This is a genomic window from Ramlibacter sp. (genome assembly GCF_013697775.1).
GTDB lineage: Bacteria > Pseudomonadota > Gammaproteobacteria > Burkholderiales > Burkholderiaceae_C > Ramlibacter.
The window spans coordinates 1-17,731 of record NZ_JACCWG010000208.1; the positions used below are offsets into that span (position 1 = coordinate 1).

The 17,731-nt window shown below is 67.8% G+C and carries 16 protein-coding genes, 1 other RNA gene and 1 pseudogene; 12 read left to right on the forward strand and 6 right to left on the reverse strand.

The genetic code is table 11. The features are described from left to right. Nucleotides 1–965: NADH:flavin oxidoreductase/NADH oxidase family protein (locus H0U68_RS10355; RefSeq protein WP_296355248.1), on the reverse strand; the 965-nt coding region annotated here is incomplete at its 3' end. A gap of 121 nt (nucleotides 966–1,086) precedes the next feature. On the opposite strand from H0U68_RS10355, the gene H0U68_RS10360 reads away from it, so the two are divergent. Beyond that, a complete protein-coding gene (locus tag H0U68_RS10360; RefSeq protein ID WP_296355250.1) occupies nucleotides 1,087–1,701 on the forward strand; it encodes a glutathione S-transferase family protein in 615 nt (204 codons plus the stop codon). 50 nt (nucleotides 1,702–1,751) lie between these two features. Here H0U68_RS10360 and ssrA read toward each other — a convergent pair. From ssrA to ompA, 4 genes are all read right to left on the reverse strand, one after another. Further along, nucleotides 1,752–2,124: a transfer-messenger RNA gene (ssrA, locus tag H0U68_RS10365) on the reverse strand. A 13-nt stretch (nucleotides 2,125–2,137) separates the two neighbouring features. Continuing rightward, on the reverse strand, nucleotides 2,138–2,812 hold the full coding sequence (locus tag H0U68_RS10370) for an HAD-IA family hydrolase (protein ID WP_296355278.1): 675 nt from the start codon (nucleotides 2,810–2,812) through the stop codon (nucleotides 2,138–2,140). After that, nucleotides 2,812–3,519 carry a bifunctional 2-polyprenyl-6-hydroxyphenol methylase/3-demethylubiquinol 3-O-methyltransferase UbiG gene (gene ubiG, locus H0U68_RS10375; RefSeq protein WP_296355252.1) on the reverse strand — a complete coding sequence of 236 codons (708 nt, stop codon included), beginning with the start codon at nucleotides 3,517–3,519 and terminating at the stop codon, nucleotides 2,812–2,814. The genes H0U68_RS10370 and ubiG overlap by 1 nt, the downstream gene beginning before the upstream one ends. A gap of 95 nt (nucleotides 3,520–3,614) precedes the next feature. Continuing rightward, nucleotides 3,615–4,313, reverse strand: coding sequence for an outer membrane protein OmpA (gene ompA, locus H0U68_RS10380; RefSeq protein WP_296355254.1), 699 nt, complete (start codon nucleotides 4,311–4,313; stop codon nucleotides 3,615–3,617). A 246-nt stretch (nucleotides 4,314–4,559) separates the two neighbouring features. Between ompA and gyrA the strand changes: the two genes are divergently transcribed. From gyrA to H0U68_RS10435, 11 genes are all read left to right on the forward strand, one after another. Further along, on the forward strand, nucleotides 4,560–7,208 hold the full coding sequence (gyrA, locus tag H0U68_RS10385; protein WP_296355256.1) for a DNA gyrase subunit A: 2,649 nt from the start codon (nucleotides 4,560–4,562) through the stop codon (nucleotides 7,206–7,208). An 18-nt stretch (nucleotides 7,209–7,226) separates the two neighbouring features. After that, nucleotides 7,227–8,327: a prephenate dehydratase gene (gene pheA / locus H0U68_RS10390; RefSeq protein WP_296355257.1), complete on the forward strand. Its 1,101-nt coding sequence runs from the start codon at nucleotides 7,227–7,229 to the stop codon at nucleotides 8,325–8,327. Beyond that, the gene (locus H0U68_RS10395) at nucleotides 8,327–9,196 is read left to right on the forward strand and encodes a prephenate dehydrogenase/arogenate dehydrogenase family protein (protein ID WP_296355259.1); all 870 of its coding nucleotides are present in this window, start codon (nucleotides 8,327–8,329) and stop codon (nucleotides 9,194–9,196) included. Before pheA ends, H0U68_RS10395 begins: the two co-directional genes overlap by 1 nt. Before the next feature lie 5 nt (nucleotides 9,197–9,201). Beyond that, nucleotides 9,202–11,271 carry a bifunctional 3-phosphoshikimate 1-carboxyvinyltransferase/cytidylate kinase gene (locus H0U68_RS10400; protein WP_296355261.1) on the forward strand — a complete coding sequence of 690 codons (2,070 nt, stop codon included), beginning with the start codon at nucleotides 9,202–9,204 and terminating at the stop codon, nucleotides 11,269–11,271. Nucleotides 11,272–11,385: 114 nt separating this feature from the next. Continuing rightward, nucleotides 11,386–13,071, forward strand: coding sequence for a 30S ribosomal protein S1 (gene rpsA / locus H0U68_RS10405; protein WP_296355263.1), 1,686 nt, complete (start codon nucleotides 11,386–11,388; stop codon nucleotides 13,069–13,071). A gap of 18 nt (nucleotides 13,072–13,089) precedes the next feature. After that, nucleotides 13,090–13,395: an integration host factor subunit beta gene (locus H0U68_RS10410; protein WP_296355268.1), complete on the forward strand. Its 306-nt coding sequence runs from the start codon at nucleotides 13,090–13,092 to the stop codon at nucleotides 13,393–13,395. A gap of 29 nt (nucleotides 13,396–13,424) precedes the next feature. Further along, entirely contained in the window at nucleotides 13,425–13,703 is a 279-nt protein-coding gene (locus H0U68_RS10415) for a LapA family protein (RefSeq protein ID WP_296355269.1), read from the forward strand. After that, the gene (gene lapB, locus H0U68_RS10420) at nucleotides 13,693–14,826 is read left to right on the forward strand and encodes a lipopolysaccharide assembly protein LapB (RefSeq protein WP_296355270.1); all 1,134 of its coding nucleotides are present in this window, start codon (nucleotides 13,693–13,695) and stop codon (nucleotides 14,824–14,826) included. Before H0U68_RS10415 ends, lapB begins: the two co-directional genes overlap by 11 nt. Then, nucleotides 14,823–15,761 (forward strand): D-glycero-beta-D-manno-heptose-7-phosphate kinase, encoded by a 939-nt coding sequence (gene rfaE1 / locus H0U68_RS10425; RefSeq protein ID WP_296355271.1) that lies wholly within the window; start codon nucleotides 14,823–14,825, stop codon nucleotides 15,759–15,761. Before lapB ends, rfaE1 begins: the two co-directional genes overlap by 4 nt. Beyond that, complete coding sequence (gene rfaD / locus H0U68_RS10430) at nucleotides 15,758–16,765, forward strand: ADP-glyceromanno-heptose 6-epimerase (protein WP_296355274.1); 1,008 nt, start codon at nucleotides 15,758–15,760, stop codon at nucleotides 16,763–16,765. Before rfaE1 ends, rfaD begins: the two co-directional genes overlap by 4 nt. A 94-nt stretch (nucleotides 16,766–16,859) precedes the next feature. Next, nucleotides 16,860–17,267, forward strand: coding sequence for a helix-hairpin-helix domain-containing protein (locus H0U68_RS10435; protein WP_296355276.1), 408 nt, complete (start codon nucleotides 16,860–16,862; stop codon nucleotides 17,265–17,267). A gap of 48 nt (nucleotides 17,268–17,315) precedes the next feature. On the opposite strand, the pseudogene H0U68_RS10440 reads toward H0U68_RS10435, so the two are convergent. Then, a pseudogene (locus tag H0U68_RS10440) lies at nucleotides 17,316–17,731 on the reverse strand (hypothetical protein); the annotation flags it as partial.

A 17,731-nucleotide genomic window follows, 5' to 3' on the forward strand; every position in this document is an offset into this window, starting at 1 on the left:
AGCGGGCGCGCCAGGCCGACCAGGTCGCAGCTGCCGTCGGCCAGCGCCTGCTCTATGGCCGCCGCCGAGCGCAGTCCGCCGGTGACGATCAGCGGCACGCGCGTGGCGTCGCGCGCGCGGCGCGCCATCTCCAGGAAGTAGCCTTCGCGCTTGAGCGTGCTCTCCGGCAGGCCGTGGCCGAACGAGGCGGGCCGCTCGAAGGTGCCGCCGGACACCTCGATGAAGTCCAGCCCCAGCGGGTCCAGCAGGCGCATCACCTGGGTGGCTTCCTCGGGCGACATGCCGCCCTTGACGAAGTCGCCGGCGTTGAGCTTGATGCCGACCGCGAACGACGGGGACACGCGCGCGCGGATGCGCTCGACGATTTCGACGATCACGCGGGCACGGTTCTCGACGGAGCCGCCCCAGCGGTCGGTGCGCTGGTTGACGTGCGGCGACAGGAATTGGCTGAGCAGGTAGCCGTGCGCCGCATGCAGTTCCACGCCGGAGAAGCCGGCGCGCTCGGCCAGGCTGGCGCTGCGCACGAAGGCGTCGATCACGCCGCGCACGCCGGCGTCCGACAGGGCCTGCGGCACCGCGAAAAAACGCCTGTTGGGCAGGCCGACGGCGGACGGCGCGACGGGCTGCTGCGTCACCGCGCGCATCGCCTGCCGGCCGGGGTGGTTCAGCTGCATCACCATGGCGCCGCCGCGCGAGCGGCCGGCCACGGCCCAGGCCTGGAACGCGTCCAGCTGGCGGCCGTCTTCCAGGATGGCGTTGCCGAAGCCTTCCAGGTGCTGGCCATCGACCACCACGTTGCCGGTGAGCAGGAAGCCGGCGCCGCCCTCCGCGTAGCGCTGGAACAGCCGCGCCAGCCGCGGCGAAGGCGTGCCGGCCGGATCGGCCATGCGCTCGGTCATGGAAGACTTGGCGATGCGGTTGGGCACCGCGAGGCCGCAGGGAAAGGTGAAGGGTGAGTCGAGCATGGATCGCATGGTAACGACCGATCGGTCGGTAGTCAAACACCTGGAAATCGTCATTTCCAAATTGACTACCGATCGGTCGGTTTCTTATGATGACGCCACATCCACCCCTTGAGCCTGCGCCATGTCCCTCGTCCTCTACGGATTTCCCCTCTCGGCCAACACGCACCGCGTGCGGCTGCTGCTGTCCATGCTGTCCATTCCGTACGAGGAGCGCACGGTGAACCTGATGACGGGAGAGCACCACCAGCCGGCATTCCTGGCGTTGAACCCGCTGGCGCAGGTGCCGGTGCTGGTGGACGGCGACCGCACTCTGTTCGACAGCCAGGCGATCCTGGTCTACCTGGCGGAAAGCCGCGCGGCCGCACAGTGGTGGCCGGGCGATGCGTACGAGCGCGCCCGCGTGGCGCAGTGGCTGTTCGTGAACGCCAACGAGATCAACAACGGCATCGGCTATGCGCGCAACCACATCTCGTTCAGGATCCCGGGCGACCCGGCGATCCCGCTGGCGCGTGCCAAGGCGGTGCTGGCAGTGCTGGACCAGCGCCTGTCGGAACACGACTGGCTGGAACTCGGCCGGCCGACGCTGGCGGACATCGCGTGCTCGACGCTGGTGTCGGTGGCCGACGAGGCCGGGCTGGACCGCGGCACCTGGCCGGCGGTGCAGCGCTGGCACCAGCGGCTCGCCGCGCTGCCGGGGTTCGTGCCGATGCCGCGGTTGAAGGCGCGGCAGGGGTGAGCCCAAAAGAAAAGCCGTCCACTGTTTCCAGTGAACGGCTTTCGACTAAATGGTGGAGCTGGCGGGATTTGAACCCGCGTCCGCAAGCCTTCTTCGTGCAGTTCTACATGCTTAGCGATCTGATTTGTGTCTCGCTGCTTCCGTCGCGCAGTCGCACGCTACGGAAGCCGCCAGCACCCTTGGATCTCGCCCGCCGCCAAGGTGCACGGTTGCGGGCCAGCCGATGTGAATTATCTTGCTGCCCTCAGCTTGCGCTTCGGACCCAGCCCATCGGCCTGCTGGTGCAAGACTCACCGGTGTTTAAGCGGCGAGGGCGAAACGTTCGTCGTTCGCAGTTGGTTTGTTTCAGCTGTTTTACGAGGTGACTGAACCTCGGCATGCCCTGCTGCGAGTCCGAACCCACGTCGAAACCAGTACAGCCCCAGGAGTGCGTAGTTTAGGCCATCTGGGCCGATTGCAAGAGCGCCAGCAGGTCGAGCGGGCTCGTGATGCGGGCATCTGCGCCCCACGATGCGATTTCCGCGTTGCTGCCGAGGTAGCCGTAGCATGCCGCCACCGTTGGCATGCCGGCGGCGCGGCCGGCCTTCACGTCGCGCTCGTCGTCGCCGACGTAGATGCAGCTCGCGGGCGGCAGGTCCAGCCGGCGCGCCGCCTCGAACAAGGGCTCCGGGTGCGGCTTGGCGTGCGGGGTGCTGTCGCCGCCGATGATGGTGCCGGCCGAGGCGAACAGCGGCATCTGCCGCGTGAGCGGGCCGGTGAAGCGCATCGATTTGTTGGTGACCACGCCCCAGGCGAGGCCCTGCGCGCACAGCGCGGCGATGAGCTCAGGCACGCCGTCGAAGGCGCGGGTGCGCTCGGCCATCGCGTTCTCGTAGATGACGAAGAATTCCTCCCGCAGGGCGTCGTAGCCGGGGTGCTCGGGCTCCAGGCCAAAGGCAATGCCCAGCATGCCGCGCGCGCCGGCGCCCGCCATGTGGCGGTAGGTGTCCAGCGGCAGCGACGGCATGCCGCGCGCCACGCGCATCTTGTCGGCGGCAGCGCCCAGGTCGGGGGCACTGTCGATCAGGGTACCGTCCAGGTCGAACAGCACGGCTCGGGCTTGGTGGAACATCACGGTTTGCGGCAAGCGATCAGGTAGTTGACGCCAGTATCGCCCGAGAGGCGGTAGCGGCGCGTGAGCGGGTTGTACTCCATGCCGCGCGCCTGCTGCCAGTCGAGCCCGGCGGCGCGGCACCAGCCGGCCAACTCGCTCGGACGGATGAATTTGAGGTATTCGTGCGTGCCGCGCGGCAGCATGTTGAGCACGTATTCCGCGCCGACGATGGCGAACAGGAAGGCCTTCGGGTTGCGGTTGATGGTGGAGAAGAACACCCAGCCGCCCGGCTTGGCCAGTTCGGCGCAGGCGCGCACCACGGACGACGGGTCCGGCACGTGCTCGACCATCTCCATGCAGGTGACCACGTCGAAGCTGCCTGGCTGCTCCTGCGCCAGCGCCTCGGCGCTGACTTCGCGGTACTGCACGCCGGTCGTGCCCGCCTCCAGTGCGTGCAGCTGGGCGACTTTCAGCGCCTTGCCAGCCAGATCGATGCCCAGCACCTCGGCGCCCTTGCGGGCCATGGAGTCGGCCAGGATGCCGCCACCACACCCGATGTCCACCACGCGCTGGCCGGCCAGCGGGACCAGGCCATTGATCCAGTCCAGGCGCAGCGGGTTAATCTGGTGCAGTGGGCGGAATTCGCTGTCGGGATCCCACCAGCGGTGTGCGAGGTCGGAGAACTTGGCCAGCTCGGCCGGGTCGGCGTTCACGGTGTCCGTCATGCGGGGATTGTCGTGGATGTGGCGGGGCGGAAAACCGCTTGGCCAATAAGAAAAGCCCCGCAGAGCGGGGCTTTTCGTCGAGCAGAGCGCCAGGATTACTGGGCGCGCGTGCCGACCACTTCGATTTCCACGCGGCGGTTCTTCGCGCGGCCTTCGGCGGTCTTGTTGTCGGCCACAGGCTGCTTCTCGCCCTTGCCTTCGGTGTACACGCGGTTCTTTTCGATGCCCTTGGAGACCAGGTAGGCCTTCACGGCTTCAGCGCGGCGCACGGACAGGCGCTGGTTGTAAGCATCGGTACCCACCGAGTCGGTGTGGCCAACGGCGATGATCACTTCCAGGTTGATGCCCTTGATCTTGCCGATCAGGTCATCCAGCTTGGCCTTGCCTTCGGCCTTCAGCACCGACTTGTCGAAGTCGAAGAAGGCGTCGGCGGCGTAGGTCACCTTGGTGGCGGCGGGCGGCTGCGGCGCGGCAGCGGGAGCTGCGGCAGGCGCTGCGGGCACGGCGACCGGGGCGGGAGCCGGCGGGGGGGGCGGGGGCGGCGGGACCAGCGCGCCGTCGCAACCCTTGGCAGCGGTGGCGGGGGTCCAGTTGGCATCGCGCCAGCACAGCTCGCGCGTTCCGTTCATCCAGACGTATTCGCCAGTGCCGTTCTGCCAGTTGTCGATGCGGTTGCCGCCATCGGCAGCCGTGACACGGGTGCCACCAGCAGCCGGTGCGGAGCCCATCGTGGAGCACCCGCCCAGCAACGCAGCGGAAGCGAACAGCAGCGCTACCTTGTTCAGTTTCTTCATAGTTCTCCTCTTGGGGGGAAAAAGCCGCAGCCGCGCTGCGTGAAATCTACGTTTCCGGTGACCAATTCACCATGTACGTCCAAACTATTGTGCCACACGTGTTTACACAAGCAACGTGTGGCCCAGCGGTAGACCGTAGGACAAAACCGCTTTCAGGATTGCTTGTTGCGGGTTAACGACAGGGGTTTTCAAAAGTAAAATCAACGGTTTCGCCGCTTCCCTACGTGCCTTCCTGCCAGGCCATTCATGACCCAATTCGCCAAAGAAACCCTGCCCGTCAGCCTTGAAGAGGAGATGCGGCGCAGTTACCTCGACTACGCCATGAGCGTGATCGTGGGGCGGGCGCTGCCGGACGCGCGCGATGGCCTGAAGCCCGTGCACCGCCGCGTGCTGTTCGCCATGCACGAGCTCAACAACGACTGGAACCGCCCGTACAAGAAATCGGCGCGCATCGTCGGCGATGTCATTGGCAAATACCACCCGCACGGCGACCAGTCGGTCTACGACACCATCGTGCGGCTGGCCCAGGACTTCTCCATGCGCCACATGCTGGTGGACGGCCAGGGCAACTTCGGCTCGGTCGACGGCGACAACGCCGCAGCGATGCGCTACACCGAAATCCGGCTGGCCAAGATCGCCCAGGAGATGCTGACCGACATCGACAAGGAAACGGTCGACTTCCAGCCCAACTACGACGGCTCCGAGCGCGAGCCTGCCGTGCTGCCCAGCAAGCTGCCCAACCTGCTGATCAACGGCTCGGGCGGCATCGCCGTGGGCATGGCCACAAACATCCCGCCGCACAACCTCAACGAGGTGGTGGACGCCTGCCTGCACCTGCTGAAGAACCCCGACGCCACCATCGACGAGCTGATGGAGATCGTGCCAGCGCCCGACTTTCCCACGGCCGGCATCATCTACGGCGTGTCGGGCGTGAAGGAAGGCTACCGCACCGGCCGTGGCCGGGTGGTGATGCGCGCCAAGTGCCACTTCGAGGACATCGACCGCGGCCAGCGCCAGGCCATCATCGTGGACGAGCTGCCCTACCAGGTCAACAAGAAGACCCTGCAGGAGCGCATGGCCGAGCTGGTCCACGAGAAGAAGATCGAGGGCATCAGCCACATCCAGGACGAGAGCGACAAGTCCGGCATGCGCCTGGTCATCGAGCTCAAGCGCGGCGAGGTGCCCGAGGTCGTGCTCAACAACCTGTACAAGCAGACGCAGCTGCAGGACACCTTCGGCATCAACATGGTGGCTCTGATCAACGGCCAGCCCAAGCTGTGCAACCTGAAGGAGCTGGTCGCCGTGTTCCTGCAGCACCGCCGCGAGGTGGTGACCCGCCGCACGGTGTTCGAGCTGCGCAAGGCGCGCGAGCGCGGCCACGTGCTGGAAGGCCTGGCGGTCGCGCTGGCCAACATCGACGAGTTCATCCGCATCATCCGCGAGTCGCCCACGCCGCCGGTGGCGAAGGCCGAGCTGATGAACCACCCGTGGGATTCCAGCCTGGTGCGCGAGATGCTCACCCGCGCCCGGGAAGACGGCAGCGTGATCAATGCCGACGACTACCGCCCCGAGGGGCTGGACCGCCAGTTCGGGCTGAGCGGCGACGGCCTTTACCGCCTGTCGGACACGCAGGCCCAGGAAATCCTGCAGATGCGCCTGCAGCGCCTGACCGGCCTGGAGCAGGACAAGATCGTCGCCGAATACAAGGACGTGATGTCGGTGATCGAGGATCTGCTGGACATTCTGGCCCGTCCGCTGCGCGTGTCCACCATCATCGGCGAAGAGCTCGCCGCGCTGCGCCAGGAGTTCGGCCAGACCAAGCTGGGCGCGCGCCGCAGCGTGATCGAGCACAACGCGCAGGACCTGGCCACCGAAGACCTGATCACGCCCACCGACATGGTGGTGACGCTCTCGCATTCCGGCTACATCAAGAGCCAGCCGCTGGGCGAATACCGTGCGCAGAAGCGCGGCGGCCGCGGCAAGCAGGCCACCCAGACCAAGGAAGACGACTGGGTCGACCAGCTCTTCATCGCCAACACGCACGACTGGATCCTGTGCTTTTCCAACCGCGGGCGCATGTACTGGCTCAAGGTGTGGGAAGTGCCGGCGGGTTCGCGCGGCTCGCGCGGCCGGCCCATCGTCAACATGTTCCCGCTGCAGGAAGGCGAAAAGATCAACGTGGTGCTGCCGCTCACCGGTGAATTCCGCAGCTTCCCGGCCGACCATTTCGTGTTCATGGCCACATCCATGGGCACGGTCAAGAAGACCGCGTTGGACGAGTTCAACAACCCGCGCAAGGGCGGCCTGATCGCCGTCAACCTGGACGAGGGCGACTACCTGATCGGCGCGGCGCTCACCGACGGCCAGCACGACGTGATGCTGTTCTCCGATGGCGGCAAGGCGGTGCGCTTCCACGAGGAAGACGTGCGGCCGCTGGGCCGCGCGGCGCGCGGCGTGCGCGGCATGGCGCTCGATGCCAGCCAGAGCGTGATCGCCATGCTGGTGGCCGAGGACGAGCAGCAGAGCGTGCTGACCGCCACCGAGAACGGCTATGGCAAGCGCACCTCCATCACCGAGTACACGCGCCACGGCCGCGGCACCAAGGGCATGATCGCCATCCAGCAGACCGAGCGCAACGGCAAGGTCGTTGCCGCCACGCTGGTGCACGCCGACGACGAGATCATGCTGATCACCGACCGCGGCGTTCTGGTACGCACCCGGGTGGCCGAGATCCGCGAACTCGGCCGCGCCACGCAGGGCGTGACCTTGATCGGCCTGGACGAGGGCTCCAAGCTCAGCGGGTTGCAGCGCATCGTCGAGAACGACGCCGGCGCGCTGGACGGCGAGGCTGCCGCATCCGAGGGCGACGAGCCCCCGGCCGGCGACGCCGAGTAGCCCCGGGCGCGCCGAGCCATGACCGACGAAGTCCCCGACAAGAAGACGCTGGCCGAGCTGCGCACGGGCATCGACGCCGTCGACCGCGAGCTGCTGGCGCTGCTGAACCGCCGCGCCGCGTTCGCCAACGAGGTCGGCGAGATCAAGCGCGCCGAAGGCTCGCCGGTGTTCCGCCCCGAGCGCGAAGCGCAGGTGATCCACGGCCTGCAGTCGGCCAACCAGGGGCCGCTGAAGGGCGGCAACGTCGCCAGCATCTGGCGCGAGATCATGTCGGCCTGCCGGGCGCTGGAAGCGCCGCAGCGGGTGGCCTACCTGGGGCCGGCCGGCACCTTCAGCGAGCAGGCCGCGGTGCAGTTCTTCGGCGCCAGCATCGAGCACCTGCCCTGCGCGAATTTCGACGAGGTGTTCCATGCCGCCACCTCCGGCGCCGCCGATTTCGGCGTGGTGCCGGTGGAGAACAACACCGAAGGCGTGGTGACGCGTTCGCTCGACCTGTTCCTGAATTCGCCGCTGCACATCGTGGGCGAGGTCAGCCTGCTGGTGCGCCACCACCTGCTGCGCCAATCGCCCTCCTCCGAGGGCATCGAGGCGGTCTACGCGCATCCGCAGGCGCTGGCGCAGTGCCAGGGCTGGCTGTCCGCGCACCTGCCAAAGGCCGAGCGGCGCGCCGCCGCCAGCAACGCGGAAGGCGCGCGGCTGGCGGCCACCGACGCGGCCTGGGCGGCGATCGCCTCCGAACGCGCGGCGTCCGAGTTCGGCCTGCACGTGGTCGCGCACGCCATCCAGGACGACGCCTTCAACCGCACGCGCTTCGCCGTGATTTGCCTGCCGCAGACGCTGCCGGCGCCGGAATCGTCGGGCCGCGACAGCGTGAGCCTGATCGTCTCGGTGCCCAACAAGCCCGGCGCGGTGCACGACATCCTGGTGCCGCTCAAGCAGCACGGCGTGTCGATGACGCGCTTCGAATCGCGGCCGGCGCGCTCCGGCCAGTGGGAGTATTTCTTCTACATCGACCTCCAGGGCCATCCCTCGCGGCCGAACGTGGCCGCGGCCCTGAAAGACTTGCAATCGCTCTGCGCCTTCTACAAGGTCCTGGGCACTTACCCCGTGGGCGACTGATGTTCGAACAACTGGGCCTGATCGGCTGCGGCCTGATGGGCGGGTCCTTCGCGCTGGCGCTCAAGCGCGCCGGCCTGGTCAAGCGCGTGGTGGGCTACAGCAAGTCGCCCTCCACCACCGAGCGGGCGCGCCAGATGGGCGTGATCGACGTGGAGGCGCCGTCGGCGCTGCTCGCCGTGTCGGGCGCCGACCTGGTGTTGCTGGCGGTGCCGGTGTCCGCCACCGAAGCCACGTTCAAGGCGATCCGCCCCCTGCTCACGCGCGACATGCTGATCATGGACGTGGGCTCGACCAAGCGCGAGGTTGTCGATGCGGCGCGCCGCGTGCTGCGCGACCACCTGGGTGGCTTCGTGCCCTGCCATCCGGTGGCGGGCAAGGAGCTGTCGGGCGTGGAACATGCCGACCCCGACCTCTACAGCGGCCGCCAGGTGGTTCTCACTCCAATCGAGCGCACCCAGGTCAGCCACCTGAACCGTGCCACGCAGCTGTGGGAGGCGCTCGGCTGCAAGGTGGTGCAGATGTCGCCGGAGGCGCACGACGCCGCCTTCGCGGCAGTGAGCCACCTGCCGCACATGATCGCCTTCGCGCTGGTCAACGGCATCATTGGCCAGCCGCAGGGCAAGGACTTCCTGTCGCTCGCCGGCCCCGGGTTTCGCGACTTCACGCGCATTGCCGCCAGCGACCCCAAGATGTGGCGCGACGTGCTGCTGGCCAACCGGCAGGAGCTGCTGGCCCAGTCCGAGCAATTCCGCAACGCCCTGCTAGCGATGGAAGCCATGATTGCCGGCGGCGACGCAGAAGCACTGGAAGCTGCCATCCAGCGCGCCAGCCACACCCGCGCCCACTGGCGCATGGGCGCCAAGAGATAGCGCCGATGTTCGACAGCGTTTTCCTGGACATTCCGCCGCTGCAAGCCGCAGGCGGCACTGTCGCCCTGCCCGGCTCCAAGAGCATCTCCAACCGCGTGCTGCTGCTGGCCGCCCTGTGCGAAGGCACGACGCGCGTGCACGACCTGCTGGACTCCGACGACACCCGCGTGATGCTGGATGCGCTGCGCGCGCTGGGCTGCGGGGTGGTGCATGCGGGCAGCAGCATCGAGATCACCGGGATCGGTCCGTTCGGGCGGAACCCAGCCTCTCCGTTCGGGCTGAGCCTGTCGAAGCCTGCGCCGGCCCTTCGACAGGCTCAGGGTGAACGGGAGGCTGCCACACGCCTCTTCCTCGGCAACGCCGGCACCGCCATGCGTCCGCTCACCGCCGCGCTGGCCCTGATGGGCGGCGAGTTCGAGCTCAGCGGCGTGCCGCGCATGCATGAGCGGCCCATCGGCGACTTGGTGGACGCATTGCGCACGCTCGGCTGCCGCATCGATTACCTCGGCACCGAAGGCTATCCGCCGCTGCGCATCCACCCGGCCCAGGCACTGCAGCTGGACCAGCCGATCCGCGTGCGCGGCGACGTGTCCAGCCAATTCCTCACGGCCTTGCTGCTCGCGCTGCCGCTGGTCGCCCGGCGCGACGTCGTCATCGAGGTCACCGGCGAGCTGATCTCCAGGCCCTACATCGACATCACGCTCAACCTGCTGCAGCGCTTCGGCATCGCGGTGCGGCGCGATGGCTGGCAGCGCTTCACCATTCCGGCCGGCAGCCGCTACGCCTCGCCGGGCGACGTGCACGTGGAGGCCGATGCGTCGTCCGCCAGCTACTTCATCGCGCTGGGCGCCCTGGCCGCGGAGCCGGCTACGCCGGTGCGCATCGAAGGCGTGGGCGAAGCCTCGATCCAGGGCGACATCCGCTTCGTCGATGCCGCCCGGCAGATGGGTGCGCGGATTACAGGCGGTGCCAATTGGCTGGAAGTTGCGCGCGGCAGCTGGCCGCTGAAGGCCGTGGACCTGGACTGCAACGCCATTCCCGACGCCGCCATGACGCTGGCCGTGATGGCGCTTTATGCCGACGGCACGAGCACGCTGCGCAACATCGCCAGCTGGCGGGTGAAGGAAACCGACCGGCTGGCTGCCATGGCCACGGAGCTGCGCAAGCTGGGTGCCTCGGTGAACGAAGGCGCGGACTTCCTGCGCATCACGCCGCCCGCGCAATGGCGTGCCGCCGCCATCCACACCTATGACGACCACCGGATCGCGATGTGCTTCTCGCTGGCCGCCTTCAATCCAGCCGGCCTGCCGGTGCGCATCCTCGACCCTAAGTGCGTGGCCAAGACCTTCCCGGACTATTTCGAGGCGCTGTTCTCGGTGGCCCGCACGCCGGCGCCGCGCATCCCCGTGCTCTGCTTGGATGGGCCCACCGCCTCCGGCAAGGGTACGCTGGCGTCCGAAGTGGCGCACCGGTTGGGCTACCACTACCTGGATTCGGGCGCGCTCTACCGCGTCACCGGCGTTGCGGCCACGCGGGCCGGCTTCGCGCTGGATGCCGCGCACGAGCAGCAGATCGCCCACTTGGCCGCAACCCTGCCGGTGCGCTTCGCGGGTGGCCGGGTGCTGGTCAGCGAGCTGGACGTGACCGATGCCATCCGCACCGAGGAAGCCGGCATGAACGCTTCCAGGGTGTCGGCCCTGCCGGCGGTGCGCACCGCGCTGGTGGCGCTACAGCACAGCTTCCGGCGCCTGCCCGGCCTGGTGGCCGACGGGCGCGACATGGGCACGGTGATCTTCCCGGACGCCCCGCTGAAGGTGTATCTGACGGCCAGCGCCGCCCAGCGCGCCGAGCGCCGCCATAAGCAATTGATTTCAAAGGGTATTTCGACTACAATTGCGACCCTTCGCGCCGATTTGGAGGCGCGCGACCTGCGGGACTCCTCCCGCGCCGTCGCGCCCTTGAAACCAGCGCAGGACGCCCTCTTATTGGATAACTCGAGCCAGACCGTCGACGCGTCGGTCGCCCAGGTGCTCCAGTGGTGGGACGGCAAGCAGGCGTTTGCCGGCCAGCAGTAAACGGGAGCCGACCGCTCCCGCAAAGAAGTCCACACCGCTCCCTTCGCGCGCCAGCGCACCGGCAGTGTGGTTCGACAACTTAACCCCGTGGCCTCGGCCACACAAAGCTACTCAATGTCTGAATCTTTTGCCGCCTTGTTCGAGGAATCGTTGCAGCGCTCCGAAATGCGCGCCGGTGAAGTCATCACCGCTGAAGTGGTGCGCGTGGAGCACAACCACGTCGTGGTGAACGCGGGCCTCAAGTCCGAGTCGTACATCCCGATCGACGAATTCAAGAACGACCAAGGCGAAGTCGAGGTGCAGGAAGGCGATTTCGTCTCCGTCGCCATCGACGCCATCGAAAACGGCTACGGCGACACCATCCTGTCGCGCGACAAGGCCAAGCGCCTCGCCTCCTGGATGAGCCTGGAAAAGGCCCTGGAGTCCGGCGAGTTCGTCACCGGCACCACCACCGGAAAGGTCAAGGGCGGCCTGACCGTCCTGGTCAACGGCATCCGCGCCTTCCTGCCCGGATCGCTGATCGACACGCGTCCGATCAAGGACCTGACCCCATACGAGAACAAGACCCTGGAATTCAAGGTCATCAAGCTCGACCGCAAGCGCAACAACGTGGTGCTGTCGCGCCGCGCCGTGGTGGAAGCCTCCATGGGCGAAGAGCGCGCCAAGCTGATGGAAACTTTGAAGGAAGGCTCCATCGTCCGTGGCGTGGTCAAGAACATCACCGAATACGGTGCGTTCGTCGACCTGGGCGGCATCGACGGCCTGCTGCACATCACCGACATGGCATGGCGCCGCGTGCGCCACCCGTCCGAGGTGGTGCAGGCCGGCCAGGAAATCACGGCCAAGATCCTGAAGTTCGACACCGAGAAAAACCGCGTGTCGCTGGGTCTCAAGCAAATGGGCGACGACCCGTGGATGGGCGTTTCGCGCCGCTATCCCAACGGCACCCGCATGTTCGGCAAGATCACCAACATCGCCGACTACGGCGCGTTCGTGGAACTCGAACCCGGCATCGAAGGCCTGGTCCACGTGTCCGAAATGGACTGGACCAACAAGAACGTCGCGCCCGCCAAGATCGTTTCCCTGGGTGACGAAGTGGAAGTCATGGTGCTGGAGATCGACGAGGACAAGCGCCGCATCAGCCTGGGCATGAAGCAGTGCAAGGCCAACCCGTGGCAGGAATTCGCGCAGGACACCAAGCGCGGCGACCGCGTCAAGGGCCCGATCAAGTCGATCACCGACTTCGGCGTGTTCGTCGGCCTGGCTGCCGGCATCGACGGCCTGGTGCACCTGTCCGACCTGTCCTGGAACGAAACCGGCGAAGCCGCCGTTCGCAACTACAAGAAGGGCCAGGAAGTCGAAGCCATCGTGCTGGGCGTGGACGTGGACCGCGAGCGCATCAGCCTGGGCATCAAGCAGCTGGACGGCGACCCGTTCGCCACCTTCACCTCGGTGTACGACAAGGGCGCCGTGGTCACCGGCAAAGTCAAGACGGTGGACCCGCGCGGCGCCGAAATCGACCTGGGCCAGGACATCATGGGCTACCTGCGTGCCTCCGAAATCAGCCGCGACCGCGTGGAAGACGCGCGCAACGTGCTCAAGGAAGGCGACGAAGTCACGGCAGTGGTCGTCAACGTCGACCGCAAGACGCGCAACATCCAGCTGTCCATCAAGGCCAAGGACATGGTCGACGAGCAAGGCGCCATGGCGACCCTGTCGCAGCAGTCGCAGCGCGAGAACGCCGGCACCACCAGCCTGGGCGCCCTGCTGCGCGCCAAGCTGGACAACTCGGACAAGTAACAGAAAAGCCCTCGCGGGATGACACGTTCCGACCTTGTAGAAGAACTGGCCGCCCGCTTCAGCCAGCTCACCCACCGCGATGCGGAGTACGCCGTCAAGACGATTCTCGACGCGATGGGTGAAGCGCTGGTGCGGGGGCACCGCATCGAGATCCGCGGCTTCGGCAGCTTCTCCATCAACCGCAGGCCGCCGCGCATGGGCCGCAACCCGCGTTCGGGCGAGAGCGTGCACATCCCCGAAAAGCGGGTGCCGCACTTCAAGCCCGGCAAGGCGCTGCGCGAAGCGGTGGACGAACGCACCAAGGAACTGGAAGGCAAGGGCTAGCCCCTAGAATCCAGGCACCGAGGAGCCCAATGAAATACCTCACATGGCTGCTCAAGGCAGCCATTTTTTTTACCTTGCTGGCCTTCGCGCTGAACAACCAGCAGGACACCACCGTGCACTTCTTCTTCGGCACGCAGTGGCGCGCGCCCATGGTGCTGGTGGTGCTGGCCGCCTTCGGCATCGGCGTGGCGGTCGGCGTACTCGGCATGGTGCCGCGCTGGTGGAAGCACCGCAGCGCCGCGCGCCGTGCCGCGCCCGCCGCCGCCCTGCCCGGCACCGTACCGGAAGACGGACTGCATGGACTTTGACCTGAGCTGGGTCCTGTGGGGCCTGCCCATCGCCTTCGTGCTGGGCTGGCTGGCTTCGCGCCTGGACCTGCGGCAGCTGCGCATCGAGAACCGCCAGGCGCCCAAGGCGTATTTCCGCGGCCTGAACTTCCTGCTGAACGAACAGCAGGACCAGGCCATCGACGCCTTCATCGAGGCGGTGCAGAACGACCCCGACACTTCCGAGCTGCACTTCGCGCTGGGCAATTTGTTCCGCCGGCGCGGCGAGTACGAGCGCGCGGTGCGCGTGCACGAACACCTGCTGTCGCGCGCCGACCTGAGCCGCGCCGACCGCCAGCGCGCACAGCACGCATTGGCGCTGGACTTCCTGCGCGCCGGCCTGCTGGACCGCGCCGAAGAGGCGCTGCGCAAGCTGGAAGGCACGCCCTACCAGGAGCAGGCGCTGCTGGCGCTGCTGGCCATCTACGAGCGCTCGCGCGACTGGCCGCAGGCATCCGACACCGCACGCAAGCTCGACGAGCTGGGCCAGGGCGACTTCGGCGGGCGTCTCGCGCACTACCTGTGCGAGCAGGCGGCCGTCGCCGCGCCGGCAGAGGCTGAACAGCTGCTGCACGACGCGGTGGAACTCGCGCCCGCGGCGGCGCGCCCGCGCATCGACATGGCGGCGCTGCAGCACCGCGCGGGCGATCCCTCGGCGGGTTTCGACACCCTGCTCCAGCTGGTGGCAACCGCACCGGCGGCGGCGCCGCTGGCGGCACGCGCGCTGGCCGATGCCGCCAAGGCCAGCGGCCGCGAAGCGCAAGCCGCCCAGCTGCTGCAGGACAGCTACGCGGCCGCGCCCTCGCTCGACGTGCTTGACGCCATCGTGTCGCTGGAGCCCGACGCGGAAGGCGCGCGCGAGTGGTACGTGCGCCACCTGGAGCGCGAGCCCTCGCTGGTCGCCGCGAGCAAATGGATCGCCGGCGAAAAGCTGGAACACGAGCAGTTCCACCCCCGCGTGCAGCGTGCGCTGGAGCACGCGGTCAAGCCGCTCACGCGCTACCGCTGCGCCGCCTGCGGCTTCGAGGCCAAGCGGCATTTCTGGCAATGCCCCGGCTGCCAGGCCTGGGACAGCTATCCGGCACGCCGCGTGGAAGAACTATGACGATGAACAACCCAAGCAAGCAACGACTCGCGCAGGCCCGCGTGCTGGTGGTGGGCGACGCCATGCTCGACCGCTACTGGCACGGCGCGGTGGAGCGCATCTCGCCCGAGGCGCCGGTGCCGGTGGTGAAGGTGTCGCGCGAGGAAGAGCGCATCGGCGGCGCCGCCAACGTGGCCTACAACGTCGCCACGCTGGGCGCACAGGCGGGCTTTTTGGGCGTGGTCGGCGATGACGAGCCCGGCCACCGGCTGGAGGCGCTGCTGCGCGGCACCGGCATCGCCACGCACCTCAAGCGCGATGCGGAGCTGCGCACCACCGTCAAGCTGCGCGTGATCGGCCGCCAGCAGCAGCTGCTGCGCATGGATTTCGAGAACGAGCCCGACCACGAGGTGCTGGCGCTGCAGGCCGAGGCCTTCGCGCGCCTGGTGCCCGAGCAGGATGCGATCCTGTTCTCCGACTACGGCAAGGGTGGCCTGGCCCACATCGCCACCATGATCGGCAGCGCGCGCGCCGCAGGCAAGCCGGTGCTGGTCGATCCCAAGGGCTCCGACTACTCGCGCTACCGCGGCGCCACGCTGATCACGCCGAACCGCGCCGAGCTGCAGCAGGTGGTGGGTTCCTGGCACGGCGACGAGGAGCTGCGCACCAAGGCGCAGAACCTGCGCGAGGCGCTGGCGCTCGACGGCCTCTTGGTCACGCGCAGCGAGGAAGGCATGAGCCTGTTCGACGCCGAAGGCGAGCTGCGCGTGACGGCGCAGGCGCGCGAGGTGTTCGACGTCACCGGCGCCGGCGACACCGTCATCGCCACCATGGCCGCCATGGTCGCCGCCGGCCTGAGCCTGCGCGACGCCATGCCGATCGCCAACAAGGCGGGCGGCATCGTCGTCGGCAAATTCGGCACCGCCACCGTTTCCTACGAGGAGCTCTTCACATGACGCGTGTCGTCGTCACCGGAGCCGCGGGCTTCATCGGATCCAACATCGTCAAGGGCCTCAACGCCCGCGGCATCGACAACATCATCGCCGTGGACGACCTCACGCAGGGCGACAAATTCCGCAACCTGGCCGACCTGCGCATCGACGACTACATCGACGCCGACGCGTTCTACGGCGCGTTCCAGGACGGCGCCTTCGGCAAGGTCGAGGCGGTGTTCCACGAGGGCGCCTGCAGCGACACGATGGAGACGGACGGCAAGTACATGATGGACAACAACTACGGCGTGTCCTGCGCCCTGTTCGCGGCCTGCCAGCAGCGCGGCACGCGCCTTTTGTACGCGTCGTCCGCCGCCACCTACGGGGGCTCGGCCGCCTTCAAGGAAACGCCGGAGTTCGAGCGCCCGCTCAACGTGTACGGCTACTCCAAGCTGCTGTTCGACCAGCGCATGCGGCGCGCGCTGGGCGAGGACTTCTTGCGCGGCGCTTCGGCCAAATCGCACCAGGTGGTGGGTTTTCGCTACTTCAACGTGTACGGCCCGCGCGAGCAGCACAAGGAACGCATGGCCAGCGTGGCCTTCCACCAGTTCAACCAGTTCCGCGCGCATGGCAAGGTGAAGCTGTTCGGCGAGTACGGCGGCTACGGGCCCGGCCAGCAGATGCGCGACTTCGTGTTCGTCGACGACGTGGTGGCGGTCAACCTGTGGTTCTTCGACCGTCCCGAGAAATCGGGCGTCTACAACCTGGGCACCGGCCGCGCGCAGCCGTTCAACGACGTGGCCGCCGCCGTGGTGGGCACGCTCACTGGCACCGCGCACACGGCCGAGAGCGCGGCGGCCCAGGGGCTGGTCGAGTACATTCCCTTTCCCGACGCGCTGCGCGGCAAATACCAGAGCTACACCCAGGCCGACCTGTCCGCCCTGCGCGCGGCCGGCTGCGACCACGCGTTCGCCGACGTGCAGACCGGCGTGGCGGCATACATGCGCGCGCTGCAATCCCAGGGTTGACCCGAGGGGTCGCGCGGGCGCGTCAACCCGCCGCCGCGCGGCCCCGTTACAGGTCAAGCCGGCAACCGCCGGTCCCTTCCCTAGGAGAGAACACATGCTGAAGAAAATCCTGGCCGTGCTGGCCATGCTGTACGCCGCCGCCTGCTTTGCCGCGGTCGACGTGAACAAGGCGTCCGCCGCCGAACTCGACGGCGTCAAGGGCATCGGCCCGAGCACCTCCAAGCGCATCATGGACGAGCGCAAGAAGGGCGACTTCAAGGACTGGAACGACTTCATCACCCGCGTCAAGGGCGTGGGCCAAGGCAACGCCGCCAAGTTCTCCAAGGAAGGCCTGACGGTCGGCGGCGCCGCTTTCAGCAAGACCGCTGTGAAGGCAGAAAAGAAGAAAGCCAAGGAAGACAAGAAGGAAGCCAAGGCTGCTGCCAAGGACGCGAAGCCGGCTGCCAGCGCTGCCAAGGCTGCCGCCAGCGGCGCCAAGCCCGCGGCCAGCGCCAAGAAGTAAGCAGCGTCCTCCCGCACGACGAAAAAGACCCGCTTTGGCGGGTCTTTTTCATGGCGCCGGCAATGCCGTGCGCCGCGTGTGCCAGCGCCGCACCCGCTGCACCGCCACCGCCGTCGCGGCGGCCGCGACCAGTGCCAGGCAGAACGCGGCGGCACCACTTAGCCGGCCGAGCGCCAGGTACAGCGTGAGGAAAAAGGCGACGAAGCCGTGCAGGCCCTGCACAAAGCCGCCCATCAGTGCCACGGTGGCGGCTGCGCCGTAGCGCGGCAGCGTAAACCAGGGCAGCACGCTGCCGGTGATGGGCACGGCCAGCAGCAGGCCGCTGATGCCGGGCGGCAGCGTGTCGGCACCCAGGATGATGGTGGCCGCCATCGCCAGCGCCGCGACGATGCGCAGCACGAACTCGATGCGCGGCACCGCCACCGGTCCGCGCGCCGGCGCGCCGCGCGGGATCAGCGCCAGGC